General features: G+C 66.9%; 37 protein-coding genes. 4 read left to right on the forward strand and 33 right to left on the reverse strand.

Annotation, left to right across the window (positions count from 1 at the left end):
• Positions 1-60: 60 nt before the first annotated feature.
• From rplQ to rpsJ, 30 genes are all read right to left on the reverse strand, one after another.
• Complete coding sequence (gene rplQ, locus DVK44_RS11840; protein ID WP_114659648.1) at positions 61-570, reverse strand: 50S ribosomal protein L17; 510 nt, start codon at positions 568-570, stop codon at positions 61-63.
• Between the two features lie 160 nt (positions 571-730).
• Positions 731-1,753, reverse strand: coding sequence for a DNA-directed RNA polymerase subunit alpha (locus DVK44_RS11845; RefSeq protein WP_003956430.1), 1,023 nt, complete (start codon positions 1,751-1,753; stop codon positions 731-733).
• Positions 1,754-1,998: 245 nt separating this feature from the next.
• Positions 1,999-2,403, reverse strand: a complete 405-nt coding sequence (rpsK, locus tag DVK44_RS11850) for a 30S ribosomal protein S11 (protein ID WP_003956432.1) — start codon at positions 2,401-2,403, stop codon at positions 1,999-2,001.
• A 67-nt stretch (positions 2,404-2,470) separates the two neighbouring features.
• A complete protein-coding gene (gene rpsM / locus DVK44_RS11855; protein WP_114659649.1) occupies positions 2,471-2,851 on the reverse strand; it encodes a 30S ribosomal protein S13 in 381 nt (126 codons plus the stop codon).
• Positions 2,852-3,039: 188 nt separating this feature from the next.
• Complete coding sequence (gene rpmJ / locus DVK44_RS11860; RefSeq protein ID WP_003956441.1) at positions 3,040-3,153, reverse strand: 50S ribosomal protein L36; 114 nt, start codon at positions 3,151-3,153, stop codon at positions 3,040-3,042.
• Positions 3,154-3,209: 56 nt separating this feature from the next.
• Positions 3,210-3,431, reverse strand: coding sequence for a translation initiation factor IF-1 (gene infA / locus DVK44_RS11865; RefSeq protein WP_003956442.1), 222 nt, complete (start codon positions 3,429-3,431; stop codon positions 3,210-3,212).
• Positions 3,432-3,606: 175 nt separating this feature from the next.
• On the reverse strand, positions 3,607-4,443 hold the full coding sequence (gene map / locus DVK44_RS11870) for a type I methionyl aminopeptidase (RefSeq protein ID WP_114659650.1): 837 nt from the start codon (positions 4,441-4,443) through the stop codon (positions 3,607-3,609).
• Between the two features lie 139 nt (positions 4,444-4,582).
• On the reverse strand, positions 4,583-5,245 hold the full coding sequence (locus DVK44_RS11875) for an adenylate kinase (RefSeq protein WP_114659651.1): 663 nt from the start codon (positions 5,243-5,245) through the stop codon (positions 4,583-4,585).
• Positions 5,245-6,564: a preprotein translocase subunit SecY gene (gene secY, locus DVK44_RS11880; RefSeq protein WP_114659652.1), complete on the reverse strand. Its 1,320-nt coding sequence runs from the start codon at positions 6,562-6,564 to the stop codon at positions 5,245-5,247. Before secY ends, DVK44_RS11875 begins: the two co-directional genes overlap by 1 nt.
• Positions 6,565-6,797: 233 nt before the next feature.
• Positions 6,798-7,253: a 50S ribosomal protein L15 gene (gene rplO, locus DVK44_RS11885; protein WP_114625513.1), complete on the reverse strand. Its 456-nt coding sequence runs from the start codon at positions 7,251-7,253 to the stop codon at positions 6,798-6,800.
• A 1-nt stretch (position 7,254) separates the two neighbouring features.
• The gene (gene rpmD, locus DVK44_RS11890) at positions 7,255-7,437 is read right to left on the reverse strand and encodes a 50S ribosomal protein L30 (protein WP_041985698.1); all 183 of its coding nucleotides are present in this window, start codon (positions 7,435-7,437) and stop codon (positions 7,255-7,257) included.
• Complete coding sequence (gene rpsE, locus DVK44_RS11895) at positions 7,437-8,039, reverse strand: 30S ribosomal protein S5 (protein ID WP_017239585.1); 603 nt, start codon at positions 8,037-8,039, stop codon at positions 7,437-7,439. Before rpsE ends, rpmD begins: the two co-directional genes overlap by 1 nt.
• 46 nt (positions 8,040-8,085) lie before the next feature.
• Entirely contained in the window at positions 8,086-8,469 is a 384-nt protein-coding gene (gene rplR, locus DVK44_RS11900; RefSeq protein ID WP_114659653.1) for a 50S ribosomal protein L18, read from the reverse strand.
• Between the two features lie 3 nt (positions 8,470-8,472).
• The gene (gene rplF, locus DVK44_RS11905; RefSeq protein WP_114659654.1) at positions 8,473-9,012 is read right to left on the reverse strand and encodes a 50S ribosomal protein L6; all 540 of its coding nucleotides are present in this window, start codon (positions 9,010-9,012) and stop codon (positions 8,473-8,475) included.
• A gap of 21 nt (positions 9,013-9,033) precedes the next feature.
• Positions 9,034-9,432 (reverse strand): 30S ribosomal protein S8, encoded by a 399-nt coding sequence (gene rpsH / locus DVK44_RS11910; protein ID WP_030351444.1) that lies wholly within the window; start codon positions 9,430-9,432, stop codon positions 9,034-9,036.
• Between the two features lie 214 nt (positions 9,433-9,646).
• Positions 9,647-9,832 (reverse strand): type Z 30S ribosomal protein S14, encoded by a 186-nt coding sequence (locus DVK44_RS11920; protein ID WP_003948630.1) that lies wholly within the window; start codon positions 9,830-9,832, stop codon positions 9,647-9,649.
• Positions 9,833-9,834: 2 nt separating this feature from the next.
• Positions 9,835-10,395 carry a 50S ribosomal protein L5 gene (gene rplE / locus DVK44_RS11925; protein ID WP_114659656.1) on the reverse strand — a complete coding sequence of 187 codons (561 nt, stop codon included), beginning with the start codon at positions 10,393-10,395 and terminating at the stop codon, positions 9,835-9,837.
• Positions 10,395-10,718, reverse strand: a complete 324-nt coding sequence (gene rplX, locus DVK44_RS11930) for a 50S ribosomal protein L24 (protein WP_114659657.1) — start codon at positions 10,716-10,718, stop codon at positions 10,395-10,397. Before rplX ends, rplE begins: the two co-directional genes overlap by 1 nt.
• Before the next feature lie 2 nt (positions 10,719-10,720).
• Positions 10,721-11,089 (reverse strand): 50S ribosomal protein L14, encoded by a 369-nt coding sequence (gene rplN, locus DVK44_RS11935; protein ID WP_003974257.1) that lies wholly within the window; start codon positions 11,087-11,089, stop codon positions 10,721-10,723.
• A gap of 112 nt (positions 11,090-11,201) precedes the next feature.
• A complete protein-coding gene (gene rpsQ, locus DVK44_RS11940; protein WP_114659658.1) occupies positions 11,202-11,486 on the reverse strand; it encodes a 30S ribosomal protein S17 in 285 nt (94 codons plus the stop codon).
• Positions 11,486-11,710, reverse strand: a complete 225-nt coding sequence (gene rpmC / locus DVK44_RS11945; RefSeq protein ID WP_030351440.1) for a 50S ribosomal protein L29 — start codon at positions 11,708-11,710, stop codon at positions 11,486-11,488. The genes rpsQ and rpmC overlap by 1 nt, the downstream gene beginning before the upstream one ends.
• A complete protein-coding gene (gene rplP, locus DVK44_RS11950; protein WP_014047785.1) occupies positions 11,710-12,129 on the reverse strand; it encodes a 50S ribosomal protein L16 in 420 nt (139 codons plus the stop codon). Before rplP ends, rpmC begins: the two co-directional genes overlap by 1 nt.
• 5 nt (positions 12,130-12,134) lie before the next feature.
• Positions 12,135-12,980 carry a 30S ribosomal protein S3 gene (rpsC, locus tag DVK44_RS11955; RefSeq protein WP_114659659.1) on the reverse strand — a complete coding sequence of 282 codons (846 nt, stop codon included), beginning with the start codon at positions 12,978-12,980 and terminating at the stop codon, positions 12,135-12,137.
• Positions 12,980-13,327: a 50S ribosomal protein L22 gene (gene rplV, locus DVK44_RS11960; protein WP_114625505.1), complete on the reverse strand. Its 348-nt coding sequence runs from the start codon at positions 13,325-13,327 to the stop codon at positions 12,980-12,982. The genes rpsC and rplV overlap by 1 nt, the downstream gene beginning before the upstream one ends.
• Before the next feature lie 40 nt (positions 13,328-13,367).
• Positions 13,368-13,649 (reverse strand): 30S ribosomal protein S19, encoded by a 282-nt coding sequence (gene rpsS, locus DVK44_RS11965; RefSeq protein WP_003966956.1) that lies wholly within the window; start codon positions 13,647-13,649, stop codon positions 13,368-13,370.
• Positions 13,650-13,661: 12 nt separating this feature from the next.
• Entirely contained in the window at positions 13,662-14,498 is an 837-nt protein-coding gene (rplB, locus tag DVK44_RS11970) for a 50S ribosomal protein L2 (protein ID WP_114659660.1), read from the reverse strand.
• Positions 14,499-14,548: 50 nt separating this feature from the next.
• The gene (gene rplW, locus DVK44_RS11975) at positions 14,549-14,866 is read right to left on the reverse strand and encodes a 50S ribosomal protein L23 (RefSeq protein ID WP_114659661.1); all 318 of its coding nucleotides are present in this window, start codon (positions 14,864-14,866) and stop codon (positions 14,549-14,551) included.
• The gene (rplD, locus tag DVK44_RS11980; protein ID WP_114659662.1) at positions 14,866-15,519 is read right to left on the reverse strand and encodes a 50S ribosomal protein L4; all 654 of its coding nucleotides are present in this window, start codon (positions 15,517-15,519) and stop codon (positions 14,866-14,868) included. The genes rplW and rplD overlap by 1 nt, the downstream gene beginning before the upstream one ends.
• 8 nt (positions 15,520-15,527) lie before the next feature.
• Positions 15,528-16,172: a 50S ribosomal protein L3 gene (gene rplC / locus DVK44_RS11985; protein WP_114659663.1), complete on the reverse strand. Its 645-nt coding sequence runs from the start codon at positions 16,170-16,172 to the stop codon at positions 15,528-15,530.
• Between the two features lie 14 nt (positions 16,173-16,186).
• Complete coding sequence (gene rpsJ, locus DVK44_RS11990) at positions 16,187-16,495, reverse strand: 30S ribosomal protein S10 (protein ID WP_003948644.1); 309 nt, start codon at positions 16,493-16,495, stop codon at positions 16,187-16,189.
• Between the two features lie 651 nt (positions 16,496-17,146).
• Between rpsJ and DVK44_RS11995 the strand changes: the two genes are divergently transcribed.
• Positions 17,147-17,599, forward strand: a complete 453-nt coding sequence (locus tag DVK44_RS11995) for an RlpA-like double-psi beta-barrel domain-containing protein (protein WP_114659664.1) — start codon at positions 17,147-17,149, stop codon at positions 17,597-17,599.
• A gap of 90 nt (positions 17,600-17,689) precedes the next feature.
• On the opposite strand, the gene DVK44_RS12000 is transcribed toward DVK44_RS11995, so the two are convergent.
• Positions 17,690-18,700, reverse strand: a complete 1,011-nt coding sequence (locus DVK44_RS12000) for an aldo/keto reductase (protein WP_114659665.1) — start codon at positions 18,698-18,700, stop codon at positions 17,690-17,692.
• 103 nt (positions 18,701-18,803) lie between these two features.
• Between DVK44_RS12000 and DVK44_RS12005 the strand changes: the two genes are divergently transcribed.
• The 3 genes from DVK44_RS12005 (at position 18,804) to DVK44_RS12015 (ending at position 21,337) form a co-directional block, all read left to right on the forward strand.
• Positions 18,804-19,781 (forward strand): AraC family transcriptional regulator, encoded by a 978-nt coding sequence (locus tag DVK44_RS12005; RefSeq protein WP_114659666.1) that lies wholly within the window; start codon positions 18,804-18,806, stop codon positions 19,779-19,781.
• A gap of 138 nt (positions 19,782-19,919) precedes the next feature.
• Positions 19,920-20,438 carry a hypothetical protein gene (locus DVK44_RS12010; protein ID WP_228447096.1) on the forward strand — a complete coding sequence of 173 codons (519 nt, stop codon included), beginning with the start codon at positions 19,920-19,922 and terminating at the stop codon, positions 20,436-20,438.
• 95 nt (positions 20,439-20,533) lie between these two features.
• On the forward strand, positions 20,534-21,337 hold the full coding sequence (locus DVK44_RS12015) for a hypothetical protein (RefSeq protein ID WP_162793794.1): 804 nt from the start codon (positions 20,534-20,536) through the stop codon (positions 21,335-21,337).
• Positions 21,338-21,380: 43 nt separating this feature from the next.
• On the opposite strand, the gene DVK44_RS12020 is transcribed toward DVK44_RS12015, so the two are convergent.
• Together DVK44_RS12020 and DVK44_RS12025 are read right to left on the reverse strand one after the other, a co-directional pair.
• Positions 21,381-21,893 (reverse strand): hypothetical protein, encoded by a 513-nt coding sequence (locus DVK44_RS12020; protein WP_114659668.1) that lies wholly within the window; start codon positions 21,891-21,893, stop codon positions 21,381-21,383.
• Between the two features lie 4 nt (positions 21,894-21,897).
• The gene (locus tag DVK44_RS12025; protein WP_162793796.1) at positions 21,898-23,247 is read right to left on the reverse strand and encodes an AAA family ATPase; all 1,350 of its coding nucleotides are present in this window, start codon (positions 23,245-23,247) and stop codon (positions 21,898-21,900) included.
• Between the last annotated feature and the right edge of the window lie 22 nt (positions 23,248-23,269).

Raw genomic sequence — 23,269 nt, forward strand, 5'->3', positions numbered from 1 at the left:
AAGACAAACGGGCCCGCCCCCGTGAGGGAGCGGACCCGTCCGTCAGTCGCGTGAACGCGCTCAGGCGTCCTTGGACTCGGCCTCGGCCTCGACGGCGGCAGGCTTGGCGTCCTCGACGGTCTCGGCCGGAGCCTCGTCCTTCTTGAGGGCGTCTTCCTTGACCGCGCGCTTGGTCGCGGCCTCGGCCTCACCGGTGGCCTCCTGCGCCACGGTCAGCGCCTCGACCAGCTCGATGACCGCCATCGGGGCGTTGTCGCCACGACGGTTGCCGATCTTGGTGATACGGGTGTAACCACCGGGGCGGTTCTCGTAGCGGGGGGCGATCTCGGTGAAGAGCGTGTGGACGACGCTCTTGTCCGTGATCGACTCCAGCACCAGGCGACGGTTGTGGATGTCGCCCTTCTTCGCCTTGGTGATGAACCGCTCGGCGATGGGCCGCACACGGCGGGCCTTCGCCTCGGTGGTGGTGATGCGGCCGTGCTCGAAGAGCGACTTCGCGAGGTTCGCGAGAAGCAGCTTCTCGTGCGCAGCGCTGCCGCCCAGACGGGCGCCCTTGGCGGGCTTCGGCATGGTGTTACTCCTTCATATCTGCACCGGCCGTGTCAGGTACCGATGTCAGTTCCCGGACGGGCGATTACCCGCCGGAACCCAAAGCTCTCGCTCCGGAAGTTTTCATCTCAAGCCCGTCCGGCGATTGAGGACAGAACCCCAACCGCCGGCCGGAGGCGTATCAGTACTGCTCGGTCTCGACAAAACCGGCGTCCGCGTCATCATCGGCGCCGAACGCGTCAGCCGCGGCGGTCGGGTCGAATCCGGGCGGGCTGTCCTTGAGCGCCAGGCCCATGCCGGCCAGCTTCGCCTTGACCTCGTCGATCGACTTCGCACCGAAGTTACGGATGTCGAGCAGGTCGGCCTCGGAACGCGCCACCAGCTCACCCACGGAGTGGATGCCCTCGCGCTTGAGGCAGTTGTACGACCGAACGGTCAGCTCCAGCTCCTCGATCGGCAGCGCCAGATCGGCGGCGAGCGCGGCGTCCGTGGGCGACGGGCCCATGTCGATGCCCTCGGCGTCGATGTTCAGCTCGCGCGCGAGACCGAACAGCTCGACCAGCGTCTTACCGGCGGACGCCATGGCGTCGCGCGGCCGCATGGCCTGCTTGGTCTCGACGTCGACGATCAGCTTGTCGAAGTCGGTGCGCTGCTCGACACGGGTCGCCTCGACCTTGTACGTGACCTTGAGCACCGGCGAGTAGATGGAGTCGACGGGGATCCGGCCGATCTCCTGGCCCACCTGCTTGTTCTGGACGGCGGAGACATAGCCGCGACCGCGCTCGACGGTCAGCTCCATCTCCAGCTTGCCCTTGCCGTTCAGCGTCGCGAGGACGAGGTCCGGGTTGTGGACCTCGACACCGGCCGGGGGCGCGATGTCGGCGGCGGTGACCAGGCCGGGGCCCTGCTTGCGCAGGTACATCACGACGGGCTCGTCGTGCTCCGAGGAGACGACCAGCTGCTTGATGTTGAGGATGAGGTCGGTCACGTCCTCCTTGACGCCCGGCACGGTGGTGAACTCGTGCAGGACTCCGTCGATCCGGATGCTGGTGACAGCGGCACCGGGGATCGAGGAGAGGAGCGTACGGCGGAGGGAGTTGCCGAGGGTGTAGCCGAAGCCCGGCTCCAGCGGCTCGATGACGAACCGCGAGCGGTATTCGTCAACGACTTCTTCGGTCAGCGAAGGGCGCTGAGCGATCAGCATGGCGAGATCCTTCTGTCATGGGCACCCACTATTTGATGCCCTATGTGCAAGGGTACGGGCGGCACAGCCCGAATGAGCCGTACCGCCCGCACCCCAAAAACAACAACGTGTCGCCGGACCTGAAGGCCCGGACCCCGAAGGGTCAGACGCGACGACGCTTCGGCGGGCGGCAGCCGTGCTGCATCATGTGGGGAATAATCCCCACACCCCAAGCCGAAACGCCCGGCGTAGCTGGCCCCGAAGGGTCAGACGCGACGACGCTTCGGCGGGCGGCAGCCATTGTGCGGGGTGGGGGTGACGTCCTGGATCGAGCCCACCTCCAGGCCGGTGGCCTGGAGCGAACGGATCGCGGTCTCACGGCCGGAGCCGGGACCCTTGACGAAGACGTCGACCTTGCGCATGCCGTGCTCCTGCGCGCGGCGGGCGGCCGACTCGGCGGCCATCTGCGCGGCGAAGGGGGTGGACTTGCGCGAGCCCTTGAAGCCGACGTGGCCGGCGGAGGCCCAGGAGATCACGTTGCCCGAGGGGTCCGTGATCGAGACGATGGTGTTGTTGAACGTGCTCTTGATGTGGGCGTGCCCGTGAGCGACGTTCTTCTTTTCCTTGCGGCGCACCTTCTTGGCAGCGCCCTGACGACCCTTGGGGGGCATCTATTACTCCTACAGGGAGGTGGTCGGTCCTACAGCGCAAGACCGCTGATGAGCGTCCGGCTGAGGACTACTTCTTGCCCGGCTTCTTCTTACCGGCGATGGCGCGACGCGGGCCCTTGCGGGTACGGGCGTTCGTGCTGGTGCGCTGGCCGTGCACCGGGAGGCCGCGGCGGTGACGCAGACCCTGGTAGCAGCCGATCTCGACCTTGCGGCGGATGTCGGCCGCGATCTCGCGACGGAGGTCACCCTCGGTCTTGAGGTTGGCGTCGACGTACTCGCGGATCTTGACGAGGTCTTCCTCGGCAAGGTCGCGGACGCGGACGTTCGCGTCGACACCAACGGCGGCGAGGGTCTCCTTGGACCGGGTGCGCCCGATACCGAAGACGTAGGTGAGGGCGACCTCGACGCGCTTGTCGCGCGGGAGGTCAACGCCTGCGAGGCGTGCCATTCATGGCTCCTGTTGATTCGGAGGTCTTCCGCAGTGTCCCTCCCGGCCGGTCGGCGGCCGGGTCTCCGGCCTCCGCCGGAGGTGTCGGCCGCTGCCCTGTCGTAACCGACGGGGACGGGACCGGACACTGCGTAATTACGGTGTTGCTCGCGTCACGCGAAGTACTGCGAGAGGCAGGCGGTCGTACGTCAGCCCTGGCGCTGCTTGTGGCGCAGGTTGTCGCAGATGACCATGACCCGGCCGTGACGGCGGATCACCTTGCACTTGTCGCAGATCTTCTTGACGCTCGGCTTGACCTTCATGGGATTGAGGTTCTCCGGGTCAGTGCGGACACCCGTCTGAGGGGCGCCAGCAAGATCTACTTGTATCGGTAGACGATCCGGCCACGCGTCAGGTCGTAGGGAGACAGCTCCACCACTACCCGGTCATCGGGGAGGATTCGGATGTAGTGCATCCGCATCTTGCCGCTGATGTGCGCGAGGACCTTGTGACCGTTCTGCAGCTCCACCTTGAACATGGCGTTCGGGAGGGACTCGATCACGGTGCCCTCGATCTCGATGGCACCTTGCTTCTTGGCCACGCTTCGCCCTTCGAATCGGCTACCTTGATCGATTCTGGCAGCCGCATGAGGACACACGGGTACACCAGAGCCGACGCGTCAGTCTACGGGAGTGCCCTCGAAAAGACGAATCCGTTGAGTTTGCCCAGACCGCATGATTCTCAATCCCGCAACGCCCCGCTCGCGGGATCGCCGCCTACCCCAGCGGATCAGGCGCCGCCGTCACGCCCAGCTCCGCCAGCTTCGCCTTGCCGCCGTCCACCGCCGTCAACACCAGCGGGCCGTCCTCCGTCAGCGCCACCGAGTGCTCCCAGTGCGAGGACCAGGTGCCGTCCGTCGTGATGACGGTCCACTCGTCCTCCAGCACCTCGGTGTGCGGCGTGCCCAGCGAGACCATCGGCTCGATGGCCAGGCAGAAGCCCGGGATCAGCTTCGGGCCCTTGCCGCGCTTGCGGGTGACGTAGTTCAGCAGGTGGGGGTCCATGTGCATCTCCGTGCCGATGCCGTGGCCGCCGTACTCCTCGATGATCCCGTACTTGCCGCCGCCGGGCCGCGGCTGGCGGCGGATGTACGTCTCGATCGCGCGCGAGACGTCGACCAGCCGGTTGCCGACGCGCATCGCGGCGATGCCGGCCCACATCGACTCCTCGGTGACCCGGGACAGCTCGACCAGCTCCGGGGCGTGACCGGTGCCGACGAACGCCGTGAAGGCCGCGTCACCGTGCCAGCCGTCGACGATCGCGCCGGCGTCGATGGAGATGAGGTCGCCGTCCTTGAGGACGGTCCTGTCGTCGGGGATGCCGTGGACGACGACCTCGTTGACCGAGGTGCAGATCGTCGCGGGGAAGCCGCCGTACCCGAGGAAGTTCGGCTTGGCGCCGTGCTCGGCCAGCACCTTCCGCGCGACCTGGTCGAGATCGTTCGTGGTGGCGCCCGGCACCGCCGCGGCGCTCGTCGCCGCGTGGACGGCGGCGACCACCAGTCCCGCCTCGCGCATCTTCGCGATCTGGTCGGGAGTCTTGATCTCCACCATGGCTATGCCTTCGCCTTCCAAGAACGTTTCAGCAAATCAGCAGATCATCACTTAATGAATACCGTGTTCAACAGTAAGGCCGCAGCGCCCCGAAGGACACCACGGCCTCACCAAAAGCACGCGTCGTACGTACGGGACCTCAGGCCGCGGCCGGCCCCCGCCCCAGCGCCTCCATCGCACGCTCGGTCACCTCGGTGACCTTGCCGAGCGCGGAGATCGTCACTACGAGGCCCTGGGCCCGGTAGTGGTCGATGATCGGCTCGGTCTGCGTGTGGTAGACCTCCAGGCGCGTCCGTACCGTCGCCTCGGAGTCGTCGTCCCGCTGGTACAGCTCGCCGCCGCAGACGTCACAGACGTCCTCCGTCTTGGGCGGGCTGTACGTCACGTGGAAGACATGCGCGCTGTCGTTCCGGCAGATGCGCCGGCCGGCGATCCGCTTCACGACCTCGCCCTCGGGAACCTCCAGGTCAAGCACCGCGTCCAGCTTCACACCGTCCGCCGTGAGCGCCTCGTCCAGGGAGACCGCCTGCGACACATTGCGCGGGAAGCCGTCCAGCAGGAATCCGTTCTCGGCGTCCGGCTGGGCCATGCGGTCCTGCGCCATCGCGATGGTCACCTCGTCCGGCACCAGGTTCCCGGCGTCCATGTACGCCTTCGCCTGTTTGCCGAGGTCCGTGCCCTGGCTGATGTTGGCACGGAAGAGGTCGCCCGTGGAGATGTGCGGGATCGACAGGTTCTTGGCAAGGTACGCGGCCTGCGTTCCCTTGCCGGCACCGGGCGGCCCGACGAGGACGATTCGCATCAGCGGAGGAACCCTTCGTAATTGCGCTGCTGAAGCTGGCTCTCGATCTGCTTCACGGTCTCCAGACCCACACCCACGATGATCAGGATGCTTGTCCCGCCGAACGGGAAGTTCTGGTTAGCACCACCGAAGCCCGCCAACGCCATCGTCGGAACGAGAGCGATCAGACCCAGGTACAGCGAGCCCGGCCAAGTGATCCGGTTGAGCACGTAGCTCAGATACTCGGCCGTGGGACGACCTGCCCGGATACCCGGGATGAAGCCACCATACTTCTTCATGTTGTCAGCGACTTCTTCGGGGTTGAACGAGATCGCCACGTAGAAGAAGGCGAAGAAAACGATCAACAAGAAGTACGTGGCGATGTAGTAGGGGTGGTCGCCCTTGACGAAGTGCGCCTCGATCCAGGTCTTCCAGCCCGACTGGCCACTGGAGAACTGGGCGATCAGCGCCGGGATGTAGAGCAGCGACGACGCGAAGATGACGGGGATCACACCCGCCTGGTTCACCTTGAGCGGGATGTACGTCGACGTGCCGCCGTAGGAGCGGCGGCCGATCATGCGCTTCGCGTACTGGACGGGGATACGGCGCTGTGCCTGCTCGACGAAGACGACGAGGCCGACCATCACGAAGCCGATCAGGATGACCGTGCCGAACTCGATCCAGCCGTGGGCGAGCGTGCCGCTCTCCTTGATGGCCCAGAGCGCGCCGGGGAAACCGGCGGCGATGGAGATGAACATCAGGATGGACATGCCGTTGCCGATGCCGCGGTCGGTGACGAGTTCACCGAGCCACATGACACAGGCGGTACCGGCGGTCATGGTGATGACCATGGTGACGGTGACGAAGATCGACTTGTCCGGAACGATCTCCGAGGCGACTGGGCAGCCGCTGAAGAGAGCGCCGCTGCGGGCGGTGGCGACAAGACCGGTGCCCTGGAGAACGGCCAGGGCGACCGTCAGATAACGGGTGTACTGCGTGATCTTCGCCGTGCCGGACTGGCCCTCTTTCTTGAGGGCCTCCAGCCGGGGGATGACCACGGTCAGCAGCTGGAGGATGATGCTCGCGGTGATGTACGGCATGATGCCCAGGGCGAAGATGGTGATCTGGAGCAACGCCCCGCCGCTGAACATGTTCACGAGCCCGAACAGGCTGTTGTTGCCCTTCTGAGCCGCGTCGACACAGATCTGGACATTCGCGTAGCTGACCCCGGGCACGGGCACATGCGCCCCGAGCCGGTACAGCACGATGATGGCCAGCGTGAAGAGCAGCTTCTTGCGCAGGTCGGGCGTCTTGAACGCCCGGGCGAACGCGGTGAGCACGGTGCCTCCTGCGACCCCCGCGCTACTGCGTCAGAGGTGACGGTATTGAGGATCGACGGATACGGAACAAGCAGTTCCGGGAAGGGTCCCCGGGGCCGGGGGCGAACTCCCGGCTTCAATACAGCAAGAACGCACGCCACCTTACCGGCGACTGTGCCCCCCTTGGAACGACCAACCGGGGATGCCCCTTTTGAGAGGCATCCCCGGTCGGATGTTCAGGCCATCGAGTTGTCTCAGACAAGCTCGGTGACGGTGCCGCCGGCAGCGGCGATCTTCTCCTTGGCGGACCCGGAGACGGCGTCAACCGAAACCTGGAGCGCCACCGAGATCTCGCCCTGGCCCAGGACCTTGACGAGGCTGTTCTTGCGTACCGCACCCTTGGTGACCAGGTCGGCCACCGTGACCTCGCCGCCCTCGGGGTAGAGAGCGGAGAGCTTGTCCAGGTTCACGACCTGGTACTCGGTGCGGAAGGGGTTCTTGAAGCCCTTCAGCTTCGGCAGACGCATGTGGAGGGGCATCTGCCCACCCTCGAAGCGTGCCGGAACCTGGTAGCGGGCCTTCGTACCCTTGGTACCACGACCTGCGGTCTTACCCTTGGACGCCTCACCACGACCCACACGGGTCTTGGCGGTCTTGGCGCCCGGGGCAGGACGGAGGTCATGCGCCTTCAGCGGGCTGTTCTCCGCCATGTCAGTCAACCTCCTCAACCGTGACGAGGTGCCGCACGGTGTTGGCCATGCCGCGGAACTCGGGACGGTCTTCCTTGACAACCACGTCGTTCAGGCGCTTCAGCCCGAGCGAACGGAGGGTGTCGCGGTGGTTCTGCTTGCTGCCGATGTACGACTTCGTCTGCGTGATCTTGAGACGGGCCATTACGCACCCGCTCCCGCACGCGCACGGAGCAGAGCCGCGGGGGCGACGTCCTCAAGGGGCAGACCGCGGCGGGCCGCGATCTCCTCGGGACGCTGCAGGCCCTTGAGGGCCGCCACGGTCGCGTGCACGATGTTGATCGCGTTGTCCGAGCCGAGCGACTTCGACAGGATGTCGTGCACGCCCGCGCACTCCAGCACGGCACGCACCGGGCCACCGGCGATAACGCCGGTACCGGGGGAAGCCGGCTTGAGCAGAACGACGCCGGCCGCCTTCTCGCCCTGGATCGGGTGAGGAATCGTGCCCTGGATACGGGGGACCTTGAAGAAGTTCTTCTTGGCCTCCTCAACACCCTTGGCGATGGCGGCCGGAACCTCCTTCGCCTTCCCGTAACCGACGCCGACGGTGCCGTCACCATCGCCCACCACGACCAGCGCGGTGAAGCTGAAGCGACGACCACCCTTCACAACCTTGGCGACACGGTTGATCGCGACAACGCGCTCAACGTAAGCGGTCTTCTCGGCGGCAGCGCCACCGTCGCGACCCTTCCGGTCCCGCCGCTCGCCGCCACCGGCACCGCTTCCGCGGCGCTGGGGTCCAGCCATTGGATTTACCTCTCTCTGTTACGTCCGTTAGTCCCGGAACCGGGGCTTAGAACTTCAGCCCGGCTTCGCGGGCGGCGTCAGCCAGAGCGGCAATGCGCCCGGCGTACCTGTTGCCACCACGGTCGAACACGACGGCCTCGACACCGGCGGCCTTGGCGCGCTCGGCGACCAGGGCCCCGACCTTCTGGGCCTGGGCGCTCTTGTCGCCCTCGCCACCGCGGATCGAGGTGTCCAGCGTCGACGCCGAAGCGAGCGTGTGGCCCGCGATGTCGTCGATGACCTGCGCGACGATGTTGCGGTTGGAGCGCGTCACCACGAGGCGAGGACGCTCCGGCGTACCGGAGACGTGCTTACGGACGCGGATGTGACGACGCTTGATGGCAGCGCGCTTGTACGCGTCACCCTTGGCGATCTTTACACCGTATGCCATGGCTTACTTACCCGCCTTTCCGACCTTGCGGCGGATGACCTCGCCCGCGTACTTGACGCCCTTGGCCTTGTACGGGTCGGGCTTCCGCAGCTTGCGGATCTTAGCGGCGACCTCGCCGACCTTCTGCTTGTCGATGCCCTCGACCGTGAACTTCGTGGGCGTCTCGACCTTGAAGGTGATGCCTTCGGGGGCCTCGATGGTGATCGGGTGGCTGTAGCCCAGGGCGAACTCCAGGTTGGAGCCCTTCGCCTGGACGCGGTAACCGACACCACTGATTTCGAGCGCCTTGATGTATCCCGTGGTCACGCCGGTGATCATGTTCGCCACCAGCGTGCGGGACAGGCCGTGGAGGGCCTTGTTCTGACGCTCGTCGTTGGGGCGCAGCACCGAGAGGGTGCCGTCCTCGCCCTTGGTGACCTCGATCGGCGCGGCGACGGTGTGCGAGAGGGAACCCTTGGGGCCCTTCACCGCGACCGTGCGGCCATCGATGGTGACGTCCACACCGGCGGGAACCTGGATGGGGAGCTTGCCGATTCGCGACATGAGCTTTTCCTCCGTTCCCGACTACCAGACGTAGGCGAGGACTTCCCCACCTACGCCCTTCTTGCTGGCCTGCTGGCCGGTCAGGAGACCGTGGGACGTGGAGATGATCGCCACGCCCAGGCCGCCCAGAACCTTCGGCAGATTGGTGGACTTCGCGTACACGCGCAGACCCGGCTTGGAGATGCGCTTGATGCCGGCGATCGAACGCTCGCGGTTCGGGCCGAACTTCAGCTCCAGGACGAGGTTCTTGCCGACTTCGGCGTCCTCGACCTTCCAGCCGGTGATGAAGCCCTCCTGCTGGAGGATCTCCGCGATGTGCGACTTGATCTTGCTGTGCGGCATCACGACGTCGTCGTGGTATGCCGAGTTCGCGTTGCGCAGACGCGTGAGCATGTCTGCGATGGGATCAGTCATGGTCATGAATTGGCCTTCGGCCTCTCTCGCCGGGGTTTCCTGTATGCGCCATCCCTCTCCCCGATCAGAGCCGGGACGGGTGCGGTGCGGGGACCTACGGCGTAGTAAGTCTTCATGGACGGCAGGCGCCCAACCCCACAAGCCTACGGCATGTGAGGGAGGGCTCCTGCCAACCCAAATTACTTACCGAGAGTTCGGGCAGTTCTCCGGAACGGAGGAACTACCAGGAACTCTTGGTCACGCCCGGCAGCTCGCCACGGTGGGCCATCTCACGAAGGCACACGCGGCACAGGCCGAACTTGCGGTAGACGGAGTGGGGCCGGCCGCAGCGCTGGCAGCGGGTGTAACCGCGCACACCGAACTTCGGCTTGCGGGCGGCCTTAGCGATCAGAGCCTTCTTCGCCACGGTCAGTTCTCCTTGAACGGGAAGCCGAGGTGACGAAGGAGGGCACGACCCTCGTCGTCGTTGACCGCCGTGGTCACCACGGTGATGTCCATGCCCCGGACCCGGTCGATCTTGTCCTGGTCGATCTCGTGGAACATGACCTGCTCCGTGAGACCGAAGGTGTAGTTGCCACGGCCGTCGAACTGCTTCGGCGACAGACCGCGGAAGTCACGGATACGCGGCAGCGCGAGCGACAGCGTACGGTCCAGGAACTCCCACATGCGGTCACCGCGGAGGGTGACGTGGCAGCCGATCGGCTGACCCTCGCGCAGCTTGAACTGCGCGATGGACTTGCGGGCCTTGGTGACGGACGGCTTCTGGCCGGTGATCGTGGTGAGGTCCTTGATGGCGCCCTCGATCAGCTTGGAGTCGCGGGCGGCGTCGCCCACACCCATGTTGACCACGATCTTGACGAGACCGGGGATCTGCATGACGTTCTCGTACGAGAACTCCTCACGCAGCTTGCCGGCGATCTCCTCGCGGTAGCGCAGCTTCAGACGCGGCGCGGTAGTGGTCGCAGTCATCAGATGTCCTCACCGGTCCGCTTGGCAACGCGGATCTTGTTGCCCTCGTCGTCAAAGCGGTAGCCGACGCGAGTGACGACCTTCTTGCCGTCCTTCTCCACGACCAGCTGAACATTGCTGACGTGAACGGGGGCCTCGGTGGTCACAATGCCGCCGGTCTGCGAACCGCGAGCCGTCTGACCGGCCTTGGTGTGCTTCTTGACCCGGTTGACACCCTCGACCAGAACACGGTCCTGCGTGGGGTAGGCCACGATGACCTTGCCCTGCTTGCCCTTGTCCTTGCCGGTGATGACCTGTACCAGGTCGCCCTTCTTGATCTTCATGCTTACAGCACCTCCGGAGCGAGCGAGATGATCTTCATGAACTTCTTCTCGCGCAGCTCGCGGCCCACCGGGCCGAAGATGCGGGTGCCACGAGGGTCGCCGTCGTTCTTGAGAATGACGGCGGCGTTCTCGTCGAAGCGGATGTACGAGCCGTCCGGACGGCGGCGCTCCTTGACGGTGCGAACGATGACCGCCTTGACGACGTCACCCTTCTTCACATTGCCGCCGGGGATCGCGTCCTTGACGGTGGCGACGATGACGTCGCCGATGCCCGCGTAGCGGCGACCCGAGCCACCGAGAACACGGATGGTGAGAATTTCCTTCGCACCCGTGTTGTCGGCGACGCGCAGTCGCGACTCCTGCTGGATCACGTCTATCTCCTGATCGTCTGCCGGTTCCCCGGGGGCCGCTCGCTGAGCGGCCCCCGGAGCCTGGCGGAACTACCTCCGCGGGGAGACCCCCGGGGAGGAAATTACCGAACTACTACTTGGCCTTCTCGAGGATCTCGACGATGCGCCACCGCTTCGTGGCGGACTGCGGCCGGGTCTCCATCAGGAGGACGCGGTCGCCGATGCCGGCGGCGTTCTGCTCGTCGTGCGCCTTGAGCTTGTTCGTACGGCGGATGACCTTGCCGTACAGGGCGTGCTTCACGCGGTCCTCGACGGCGACGACGACGGTCTTGTCCATCTTGTCGCTGACGACGAGACCCTCACGGGTCTTGCGGTCTCCGCGGGAAACCTTGTTCTCGGTCACGTTGTTCTCAGTCATCAGGCGCTCTCCACCGTCTCGATGCCCAGCTCGCGCTCACGCATCAGGGTGTAGATCCGCGCGATGTCCTTACGGACGAGCTTCAGCCGCCCGTGGTTTTCGAGCTGACCGGTCGCCGCCTGGAAGCGGAGGTTGAACAGCTCTTCCTTGGCCTCGCGAAGCTTGGCGACAAGCTCCTCGTTGCCCAGCTCGCGCAGTTCGGACGCCTTGGTAACGGCCGCCATCACGACTCACCTGCCTCGCGCCGAACGATCCGGCACTTCATCGGAAGCTTGTGAGCAGCGCGGGTAAGCGCCTCACGCGCAATCTTCTCGTTCGGGTAGGACAGCTCGAACATCACCCGACCGGGCTTGACGTTCGCGATCCACCACTCGGGGGAACCCTTACCGGAACCCATGCGGGTCTCGGCGGGCTTCTTGGTGAGCGGACGGTCCGGGTAGATGTTGATCCAGACCTTGCCGCCACGCTTGATGTGACGGGTCATCGCGATACGAGCGGCCTCGATCTGACGGTTCGTCACGTACGCGGGGGTCAGCGCCTGGATACCGTATTCGCCGAACGCAACCTGCGTGCCACCCTTGGACATACCGCTGCGCTTCGGGTGGTGCTGCTTGCGGTGCTTGACCCTACGGGGGATCAGCATTTCGGTCAGGCCTCCGTTCCGCCGGTAGAAGAGGACGTCGCCTCAGCGGCCGGAGCGGTGGTGGCCTCGGCCTTGGGGGCCTCGGCTCCCGTGCCCTGCGGCTTGCGACCGCGTCCGCCACGCTCGCCACCGCGGCCACCGCGGCCGGCGGGACGGTCGTTGCCGCCACCACGGGCCGGACGGTTGCCGGCGCGGGCCGCGGCGTTCTCGGCGCGCACCTCGGCGATGTTCTTGACGTCGCCCTTGTAGATCCAGACCTTCACACCGATACGGCCGAAGGTCGTCTTGGCCTCGAAGAAGCCGTAGTCGACGTTCGCACGGAGCGTGTGCAGGGGCACGCGGCCCTCGCGGTAGAACTCCGAGCGGGACATCTCGGCGCCGCCGAGACGGCCACCGCACTGGATCTTGATGCCCTTGGCGCCCGCCTTCATCGTCGACTGCATGCTCTTGCGCATGGCGCGACGGAAGGAGACACGCGAGGAGAGCTGCTCGGCGACGGCCTGGGCCACCAGCTGAGCGTCCACCTCGGGGTTCTTGACCTCAAGGATGTTGAGCTGGACCTGCTTGCCGGTCAGCTTCTCCAGCTCGCCGCGGATACGGTCGGCCTCGGCGCCGCGGCGGCCGATGACGATGCCCGGACGCGCGGTGTGGATGTCCACGCGGACTCGGTCACGGGTGCGCTCGATCTCGACCTTCGAGATGCCGGCCCGCTCCATGCCCTTCGTCATCATGCGACGAATGGCAACGTCTTCCTTGACGTAGTCCTTGTACAGCTTGTCGGCATACCAGCGGGACTTGAAGTCCGTGGTGATACCGAGCCGGAACCCATGCGGGTTAACCTTCTGGCCCATTACCGGGTTCCTTCCTTGCTGCTGACGACCACGGTGATGTGGCTGGTCCGCTTACGGATCCGGTAGGCCCGGCCCTGGGCGCGCGGCCGGAACCGCTTCAGGGTCGGACCCTCGTCCACGTACGCCTCGCTGATGACCAGCGAAGAGGCGTCGGTGTGGTCGTAGTTGTGAGCGGCATTGGCAATGGCGCTGTCGAGCACCTTGCCTACCGTCACGCTCGCGGCCTGCGGGGCGAAGCGCAGGACCGCCTGAGCCTCCGTGGCATCCATGCCACGGATGAGGTCCACCACTCGGCGGGCCTTCATGGGCGTGACGCGGATGTACCGCGCCTGGGCCCTGGCTTCCATGGTTGTCCCTTCGGTGTAAGTCATAGTCAGTCACCCCGCGTTAGCGGCGCTTCGACTTCCGGTCGTCCTTGACGTGGCCGCGGAAGGTGCGAGTCGGCGAGAACTCGCCGAGCTTGTGGCCGACCATCGACTCGGTGACGAACACCGGGACGTGGATCTTGCCGTTGTGCACCGCGATCGTGTGGCCGAGCATGGCCGGGACGATCATCGAGCGACGGGACCAGGTCTTGATGACGTTCTTGGTGCCTGCTTCGTTCTGGACATCCACCTTCTTGATGAGGTGTCCGTCGACGAAGGGCCCCTTCTTGAGACTGCGCGGCATCTAAACCCGCTCCTAGCGCTTCTTGTTCGTCTTGCGGCGGCGGACGATGTACTTGCTGCTTGCCTTCTTCGGCGAGCGAGTACGACCCTCCTTCTGACCCCACGGGCTGACCGGGTGGCGACCACCGGAGGTCTTGCCCTCACCACCACCGTGCGGGTGGTCGACCGGGTTCATCGCGACACCGCGGACGGTCGGGCGAACGCCCTTCCAGCGCATACGGCCGGCCTTGCCCCAGTTGATGTTCGACTGCTCGGCGTTGCCGACCTCGCCGATGGTGGCGCGGCAGCGCACGTCGACCATCCGGACTTCACCGGAGGGCATACGAAGGGTGGCCATGGAGCCCTCCTTCGCCAGCAGCTGCACCGAAGCGCCCGCGGAGCGGGAGATCTTCGCGCCGCCGCCGGGACGCATCTCGATGGCGTGGATGGTCGTACCCACCGGGATGTTGCGCAGCGGCAGGTTGTTGCCCGGCTTGATGTCGGCGCCGGGGCCGTTCTCAACCCGGTCGCCCTGGCTCAGCTTGGCCGGGGCGATGATGTAGCGCTTCTCGCCGTCTGCGTAGTGCAGCAGCGCGATGCGGGCGGTGCGGTTGGGGTCGTACTCGATGTGCGCGACCTTGGCCGGCACGCCGTCCTTGTCGTGACGACGGAAGTCGATCACCCGGTAGGCGCGCTTGTGGCCACCACCCTGGTGACGAACGGTCACACGACCGGCGTTGTTACGGCCGCCCTTGCTGTGCAGCGGGCGGACCAGCGACTTCTCCGGCGTGGACCGCGTGATCTCGACAAAGTCGGCGACGCTGGAGCCACGACGGCCCGGGGTCGTCGGCTTGTACTTGCGGATACCCATTGTCTCTCAGTCCTCGGAAATATTCCGGATCCTGGACGTCTCGACCTCCGTCAGGAGGTCGGTCCGCCGAAGATGTCGATACGGTCGCCCGCGGCAAGGGTGACGATGGCGCGCTTGGTGTTGGCGCGCTTACCGAAACCGGTGCGGGTGCGCTTGCGCTTGCCCTGACGGTTGATCGTGTTGACCCCGGCGACCTTGACCGAGAAGACCGCTTCCACGGCCTGCTTGATCTGGGTCTTGTTGGCGTGGGGCGCCACGATGAACGTGTACTTGTTCTCGTCGAGCAGCGCGTAGCTCTTCTCGGAGACCACGGGCTTCACGAGAATGTCGCGCGGGTCCTCGAAGGTCTTGCTGGTGATCTCGGCCATCAGGCTTCGGTCCCTTCGGAGTCATCGGCCTTGGAAGGGCCAGACACGAAGGACTCGAAAGCGGCCTGGGTGAAGACCACGTCGTCGGAGACGATCACGTCGTACGTGTTCAGCTGGCCCGGCGCCAGGATGTGCACCTGGGGCAGGTTGCGGGCGGAGAGCCACGCGGCCTCGTCGGAGCGCTCGGCGATCAGGAGCACGTTCTTGCGCTCGGAGATCTTGCCCAGCAGCGTCCTCGCGGCCTTGGTGGAGACCGCTCCGTCCACCACGCCGGAGACGACGTGGATACGGGAGTGACGGGCCCGGTCGGTGAGGGCACCGCGCAGGGCGGCGGCCTTCATCTTCTTCGGGGTCCGCTGCGAGTAGTCACGCGGCTGCGGGCCGTGGACGACGCCACCGCCGACGAACTGCGGAGCGCGGGTCGAGCCCTGACGGGCGCGGCCGGTGCCCTTCTGGCGGTACGGCTTCTTGCCACCGCCGCGGACTTCGCCACGGGTCTTGGTCTTGTGCGTGCCCTGGCGGGCAGCGGCCAGCTGGGCGACAACGACCTGGTGGATCAGCGGAATGCTGACCTTGGCGTCGAAGATCTCCGAAGGGAGTTCGACGGTCCCGGCCTTGTCGCCTGCCGGCGAAAGGATGTCAACGGTGCTCATCAGTTACCTCAGGCCCCCTTGGCCGCGGTACGGACCAGGACGAGGCCGCCGTTCGGACCAGGAACCGCACCCTTGATCAGGATGAGGCCCTTCTCCGCGTCAACGGCATGAACGGTCAGGTTCTGGGTGGTGACCCGCTCGTTGCCCATACGGCCGGCCATCCGCATGCCCTTGAACACGCGGCCCGGGGTGGCGCAGCCACCGATGGAGCCAGGCGAGCGGTGCTTGCGCTGGGTGCCGTGACCGGCGCCGAGGCCCTTGAAGTTGTGACGCTTCATGACACCGGCGAAGCCCTTGCCCTTGCTCTTGCCCGTGACATCAACCTTGATGCCGGACTCGAACACGGCGGCGGTGATCTCCTGGCCGAGCGTGTACTCGCTCGCGTCGGAGGTCCGCAGCTCCACCAGGTGGCGGCGGGGGGTCACGTCGGCCTTGGCGAAGTGGCCCTTGAGGGGCTTGTTCACCTTGCGCGGGTCGATCTCGCCGAAGGCGATCTGGACCGACTCGTAGCCGTCGCTGTCATTCGTACGGACCTGGGTAACAACGCAGGGCCCGGCCTTGACCACGGTCACCGGGACGACACGGTTGTTCTCGTCCCAGACCTGGGTCATGCCGAGCTTCTCGCCCAGGACACCCTTGATCTGCTTTGCCATCTCTTCCGCGCCTCTCAGAGCTTGATCTCGATGTCAACGCCGGCCGGAAGGTCCAGGCGCATCAGCGAGTCAACGGTCTTGGGCGTCGGGTCGAGGATGTCGATCAGGCGCTTGTGCGTGCGCATCTCGAAGTGCTCGCGCGAGTCCTTGTACTTGTGCGGCGACTTGATGACGCAGTACACGTTCTTCTCAGTGGGCAGCGGCACCGGGCCCGCGACCGACGCACCAGTACGCGTCACCGTCTCGACGATCTTCTTCGCCGAGGAATCGATGACCTCGTGGTCGTAGGCCTTGAGCCGGATGCGGATCTTCTGTCCCGCCATGGCTGCTTCGTAGTCCTGTCTCTCGTAACGCTCTGGGACCCGGTGATTCCGGGCTCTTCTCCGACCCACGCGGTCGGGCGTGTCGCATCCTCGCCAATGAAAATTTCCCTGAGGATTTCCCCTGCGAGGAGCGGCCCGAGTCCGCCGGCCGGAGCAGAACCGCGACCGCCTGAGCGATCACTCTCCGCCACCGGGAGCCTGGTCGGCACCCCACTGACACTTCCCGAAAGATTCCCGTACGTCCGCCCCAGCGCTGCCCCGTAAGGCAGTTGGGACGACGAGTACTGTGGGACTCGCTTCCGGTCCTCCCGGCGGGAGGCGCGCAGCATTGGCACTCAACCGAGCAACCTGAACAGTGTGCCATAGGGCCACTTGCCCTGGCCAATCGGGCCAGAAAGCGTACCCCACGCCCCGAACGGCCAACCCACCCCCACACGCGACGCACGCGAAGCGTCACGGACCGGCTTCACTCCGTGTCCTCCGCTCCGGGCCGACAGGCGCGCGACACGCACCAGGGTGGCGGAAAGGCGCTCTGGGAAAGCGCTGCCGCGCCACGCATCATGAGTCCGCACCACCCCCACACCCCCACCCGTTGGCACGGATGACTGGCGCCACTCCCGAACACATCCACCTGTTCGAAGGGGTCAACCGATGTCCCGTACATCCCTCGCGTCCCGCGTGTCCCGCGCGTCCCGGATCCCCACGGCCGTCCTGGCCGGCGCCTCGACGGCCCTGGCCCTGGGCACGCTGGGCGCCTCCGTGACCTCGGCCAGCGCCGCCCCGGACACCACGGCCAGGATCCAGGTCGCGGGCCAGGCGACGTGGTTCAACACCGGCCTGGGCGCCTGTGGTTGGTACAACAACAACAGCGAGCTGGTGGTGGCCATCTCCCCCGCCCTCTACGGCACGTACCCCAACCCCAACAACTCCCCCGCCTGCGGACGCCGCATGGCGGTCAGCGGCCCCTGGGGCTCCGTAACGGTCACCGTCGTAGACCGTTGCGCCGGCTGCGCCACCAACGACATCGACCTCAGCCCCACGGCCTTCTCCCGCATCGGCGACCTCAACGCGGGCCGCATCAACGTCAACTGGAACTGGGTCTGACGCGGCCCGACGCGATACGGGCGGCCTCCGGCCGGGGCCGGAGGCCGCCCGTGGGGCCGGCCCGTACAACTGGTGAACCGTGTCCGGCGGTTACCGCCAGGTAGGCATCATCGCCTCGGAGTAGCGGGAGCCCGCCGCCCCGTGCGGCAGGATTTCCGTGATGCGGGTGAGGTCCTGGGGCGTGAGGGTGGTCTGCGCGGCGGCCACGTTCTCCTCCAGTCGGCGGGGGCTGCGGGTGCCCGGGATGGGGACGATGTCGTCGCCCTGGGCGAGCAGCCAGGCCAGGGCCAGCTGGGTGACCTTGATGCCCTTGCTCTCCGCCAGCGCGGTCAGCTCGCGGACGGCGGCGAGGTTCTTCTCGTAGTTGCCGGGCTGCCAGCGGTCGTCGCCGCGGCGCATGTCGTCGGCGGGGTACTCGGCGGCCGGCTTGACCGCGTCGGTGAGGAAGCCGCGGCCCAGGGGCGAGTACGGCACGAAGCCGATGCCCAGCTCCCGGAGCACCGGCAGGACCTCGGCCTCCACCTCCCGCTCGAACACCGAGTACTCGGTCTGGAGCACCGAGACCGGGTGGACCGCGTGGGCCCGCCGGATCGTGTCGGCGCCGGCCTCGCTCAGCCCGAAGTAGCGGACCTTGCCTTCGGCGATCAGCTCACCGACCGTCCCGGCCACGTCCTCGATGGGGACATCCGGGTCCACACGGTGCTGGTAGAGCACGTCGATACAGTCGGTGCCGAGGTGGCGGAGGCTGCTCTCGGTGACCTCGCGGATGTGCTCGGGCCGGCTGTCGAACGCGGCGCCGATCCTGGCCGGGTCGCTGAGGTCGAAGCCGAACTTGGTGGCGAGCAGGATCTCGTCACGGAAGTCCTTCACCGCGCGGCCGAGAAGCTGCTCGTTGCTGCCGGTGCCCAGGCCGTACAGCTCCGCGGTGTCGAAGAGGGTCACGCCGAGTTCGTAGGCGCGGCGGATCGTGTCGACGCCGCCCTGCTCGTCAGGGGCTCCGTAGGCCATGGTCATGCCCATGGTGCCCAGGCCGATCGCACCGGCCTGGAGGCCCTGCCCGCCCAGGGTCCGGCGGGGGAGGTTCGTCGTGTGCTGTGTCATGCCTTCAACGCTAGGGACGCGGTGTCCGGGGGGGCATGGGGCATCGGTCGCGTACAGTTGCCTGATCCTCTCAGCGAAGGATCAGTAAAGGAGCGCCGACGCGATGACGCAGGAGCCCGCACGCGCCCCGCTGGACCAGCGAGCCCCTCAGGACCAGCGAGCCCATCGAGCCCAGCGCGACCAGCTGGACCGGCTCGGCGCCGCCGTCGACCGGCACCGCCTGGGCCTGAGCACGGACACCGCCATCCCCCGGCTCACCGTCATCTCGGTCGAGGAGCCCATCGAGCCCGATGACCAGCTGTACGAGCCGATGATCTGCTTCATCTCCGACGGCGCGAAGCGCACCACCTCGGGAGATCTCCGCTCGGCCGCCGGCACCGGCGAGATGCTCCTGAACACCATCGACCTGCCCGTCGCCGTGGAGCTGGCGAAGGTGCCCTACCGCGCCGCCGTGATGCGGCTGGACGGCCAGACCGTCACCGATCTGCTCATCGAACTGGACATCCGCCCGGACGGTACGGGCCCGGCCACCGCATCGGCCGTGGCCGGACTGACCGCCGCGCCGATGACACCGGAACTCCTCGACGCGGTCACGCGCTGGGTCGAACTCCTCGACACCCCCGAGGACATCCCCGCCCTAGCCCCCCGTATCGAGAGCGAGATCCTCTACCGGCTGCTGCGCAGCGCGCTCGGCCCCAGCCTGCGCCAGTGGTCGCCGGGCGACTCGGCCACCAACCGGGTGCGCCAGGTGGCCCGTTGGATCTGCGAGCGCTACACCGAGCCGCTCAGCATCGACGCGATCGCCGCCGTGGCGCACATGAGCCCGGCGAGCCTGCACCGCCACTTCAAGGCGACGACCGGCATGAGCCCGCTCAGGTACCAGAAACACCTGCGCCTCCAGGCCGCCCGCCGCCGCCTGCTCGCGGGCGACGCCACGGCGGCGCAGGTCGCGCAGGCGGTCGGCTATGTGAGCGCGACGCAGTTCAACCGCGAGTACCGCAGCGCCTACGGCCTCCCACCCGGCCAGGACGCGGCCCGCCTCCGCGCCCGCCTGACGGACACCCCGACGGGCCCGACATAGCCGCGGGCCAACCGCATCGGCCCATACGGGTGCTTTACGGCCTCGTACGGACCGATCCGCGCCGCGAAGGGGCAGAGAGGCACCGCACGGTGCCCCCGCCCGGGCACCGGCACCGCCCGCGAGAAGGAGCCCCGCCACATGCCCGCGAACCACCGCGCCACCCGAGCATGGACGACCACCACGGCCGCAGCGGCGGCAGGCGCCCTGGCCGCCACCGCCCTGCTCGCCCTCCCCTCCCCCGCCCACGCGGCAGCCCCCACCTGGTACTGCGGCGATTCGAGCTGGAGCTACCCGGACCCCGCCACCGAGGTACGCACCCTGCTCTGCCTGGGCGACACCCTCGGCCAGCTCACCCCGTCACTCACCTCCGAGTGCAAGTACAACGGCACCTGGGGCTGGAACAGCACCCAGTGCGACGCCAAGGACCTGCGCTTCCGCCTCACCAACCCGAGCGGCACGGTCTACAACGGCACCATGCCCGACGGCACCGGCTACTACTGGGACATCTACGGCACCCCCGAGGTCCCCTGCGCCGTCGGCGACTGGACGTACGAACAGTCCTCCACCCACCGCAAATGGGGCGACAGCTGGAGCCCCGCCGGCCCCTGGGGCGACACCTCCTCCACCCGCACCATCAACGTAAGCGCGTGCGGCTGACGCGTGCGGCTGACGCCCACTGCGCCTGCCCCCACCGGTGACCGCTTCTCCGTGACGACTCCCCCACGGCGGCGACGGCTGACACCGTCCCGCCGGTGGAGGCACTGGAGAGAGGCCGGTTGAATACCCGAATGGTGGATGTGGATTGGGCACAAACGCACGACTGCTGCTTCGACACCGATCGCGTCCCCAAGCTCTTGGAGCAAGTGGAGCGAACGGAACAAGCAGATCAGGTGGAGCAGGCGCAGCGCGGAAGCGACGCTGAGGCGTGGCAGGAGCTGGGGTACAGACTGGTCCTTGAGCACGACCTCGTATCGCCTGCCAGTTTCGCCGCCCTGCCCACCCTGGTGCGTCTCGCCCACAACAACACGAACGCGCGCCGTCTGGCCGGAGAGATCATGGAGCGTGCGGCAGGGCAGCATGGCTGCGACGAGCTGCTGGCGGAACGCGCCGATGCCGTCATGGGGTTCCGCGAGCTGCTGGACAGCCACCTGCGATCACGGCCGGCCGACTACCTGGCGGCCTTCCGCGCACTGCTCGCGGTTGAGAAGCAGTACCACTGGGCGTCGGTGCTGGGAGACTTCACAGACGACTTCTTCCACGTGGGCTGTCCCCACTGTGCCGTGGAAGTGACCGTCGCCGTCGGCTGCCACGGGCACTACTCCGCGATCCGGGACTGGCACCTGGGCGACGTGGGCCGGCGCACCCTGCGACCCGCCTGCGCCGAGGAGTTGTCCGGCACCGGCCGCTGGATGCACAGGATCGCCGTCCGGGACGGGGAGGATGTCCTGGCTGACGGAATCCTCCACCTGTTCGGCAAGGCGGAGTGCCCCCGCTGTATGAGCGTCTTCACCATCGCGGACGAGTACGCATCCGCCAACCTCCCGGCCTTGAGGTAAGCCACATGACGCCGATTCCCTCCGGCTCAGCCGGCCCTCCGGCTCAGCCGAGATCGGCCCACGTGTTCATCGTCGCCTCCAGCGTCCAGATACGGACCTGGGCCTGTACACGCGTGGAGTAGAGGTCACGCTCCACCACAATGCTCAGATCGCCCGTACCGAGCTGCTGCCGCGCGGCATGGTCGACAAGGTCCATGCCCGTGGCACCGCCGTCGCACAGAGACATGAGGAGCGAACCGTCCCAGGTGCGCTCGTGCAGCACCCACGGGGCTTCGCCAAGCGCGGTCTTGCGCAACATCTTCATGAACGTGGCGGCGCACCGGCGCCGGGCCACCCCTTCCTTGATCTGGAAGACATGATTCCCGGTCTCCACCACCGTCGCGGTGGGGAGGATGAACTGAACGCGGGCAGCGAGCCTGCGGTCCATCTCGGCGAGCACGTCGGCTCTGTGGTCGTTCATGTAGGGAACGTCGAGAATCTCGACGAAGACGGACGTGTCGAGGAAATCGACGACCGGAAGCCCTAAACCGGAAGCCGGCCGGCGCTGCTTGCTCACAGACTCACAGACTCCTCAAGAAGTCCTCGACGCTGACGACCGTGCCCGCGTCCCTGGGACGTACGGCATCCGGTAGCCGCCCCTTGGCAACAGCGTCCCCCAGATCCCCGGCCGCCAGGAGATCCACATAACCGGGCAGCTCCGTGAGGGGCGTCAGCCTGCTCTCCCCCGACTCCGGATCGCGGGTGCAGACGACAACCCCCGAGTGATCCTCCGCGGTAAGCGCATTCAGCAGGGCCGGGCTGTGCGTGGTGAAGAGGACCTCGATACGGCGCTGCTGCGCCTCTTCCCTCATCAGACGCAGCACGCGAGCGGCCTGGGTGGGGTAGAGCCCGTTCTCGATCTCCTCGATGACGAGAAGCCGCGCGGGGCGGGCCCTGTCCGCCGCGCCATCGCGGTCGGGCGCGTCGAGCAGCGCCGTGCCGAAGGCGAGGAACCGGAGCATCCCGTCGCTGAGCAACCGAGCCGGAACCTCATGCACGGCACCGTGGAACCCCGACTCGTGGAGCACGAGCTGTACGTCTCCGAGCGAGGTGACGACCGTGTCGATATCCACGACCGGATTCTCCGGCATCCCGCTGATCAGCTCCTTGAGCCGACCGAACGACTGCGGATCGCGGCTCCGCAGTTCACCCACCACCGCGCTCAGGTTGTCGGCGCTGCGGCGCAGTTCGGTGTCCCGCTCCGGCACGTACTGACGCATGAGGTGCGGGACCGGGTCCAGCAGGAAGACCTGCCGGAGGGCCGCCAGCACGCGATCGACAGCTTCATTCACCAGACGGCCGGCGCTGGTTCTGTCCGAGACGAAGGAAGGCGCCACAGCACACGCAAGGTAGGAAAGGCCGTGGAACCTGCCGATGTCTCCAGGGTCCTTGCGGCCATTGAAAAAGCGCACTTCGATCGTGCTGGAGTCCTCGTTGTAAGGCTCCGCCTCCAGCAGGACCCGGCCGGAAGGCAGAATCCTCTTGCCGTACCGCACACCCTCCACCGCGACCAGCCGTTCACGACGGACGCGTACAGCGGGCCGCACCTCGATCTCCACGTCGTAGTCCAACACCGCCTCCCCCACCCGCACGCGGCAGCCGAGGGCGAAGAAATCACGCCCCAGCGGAGCGCACCCCTCGGCGCCACCCCGGATCGGTTCCTCGCCACCGTGCCGGGGGCCATCCAGCGCATCCCGTACGGGCTCCCCGAGAGCGAGCCGGGACAGGACCGTCAGGGCGTCCAGCGCGTTGGACTTGCCGCTGCCGTTCCGGCCGATGAGAAGGGTGAGGTTCTGAAGGGACAGCCGCTGGTCGGTGAAGCTCTTGAAGGAGGTGAGGCGCACTTCCTCCAGGCGGGGGATCGTCTGCACTGGGCACCTCGCTCGCTCGGCC

The organism is Streptomyces paludis, assembly GCF_003344965.1.
GTDB lineage: Bacteria > Actinomycetota > Actinomycetes > Streptomycetales > Streptomycetaceae > Streptomyces > Streptomyces paludis.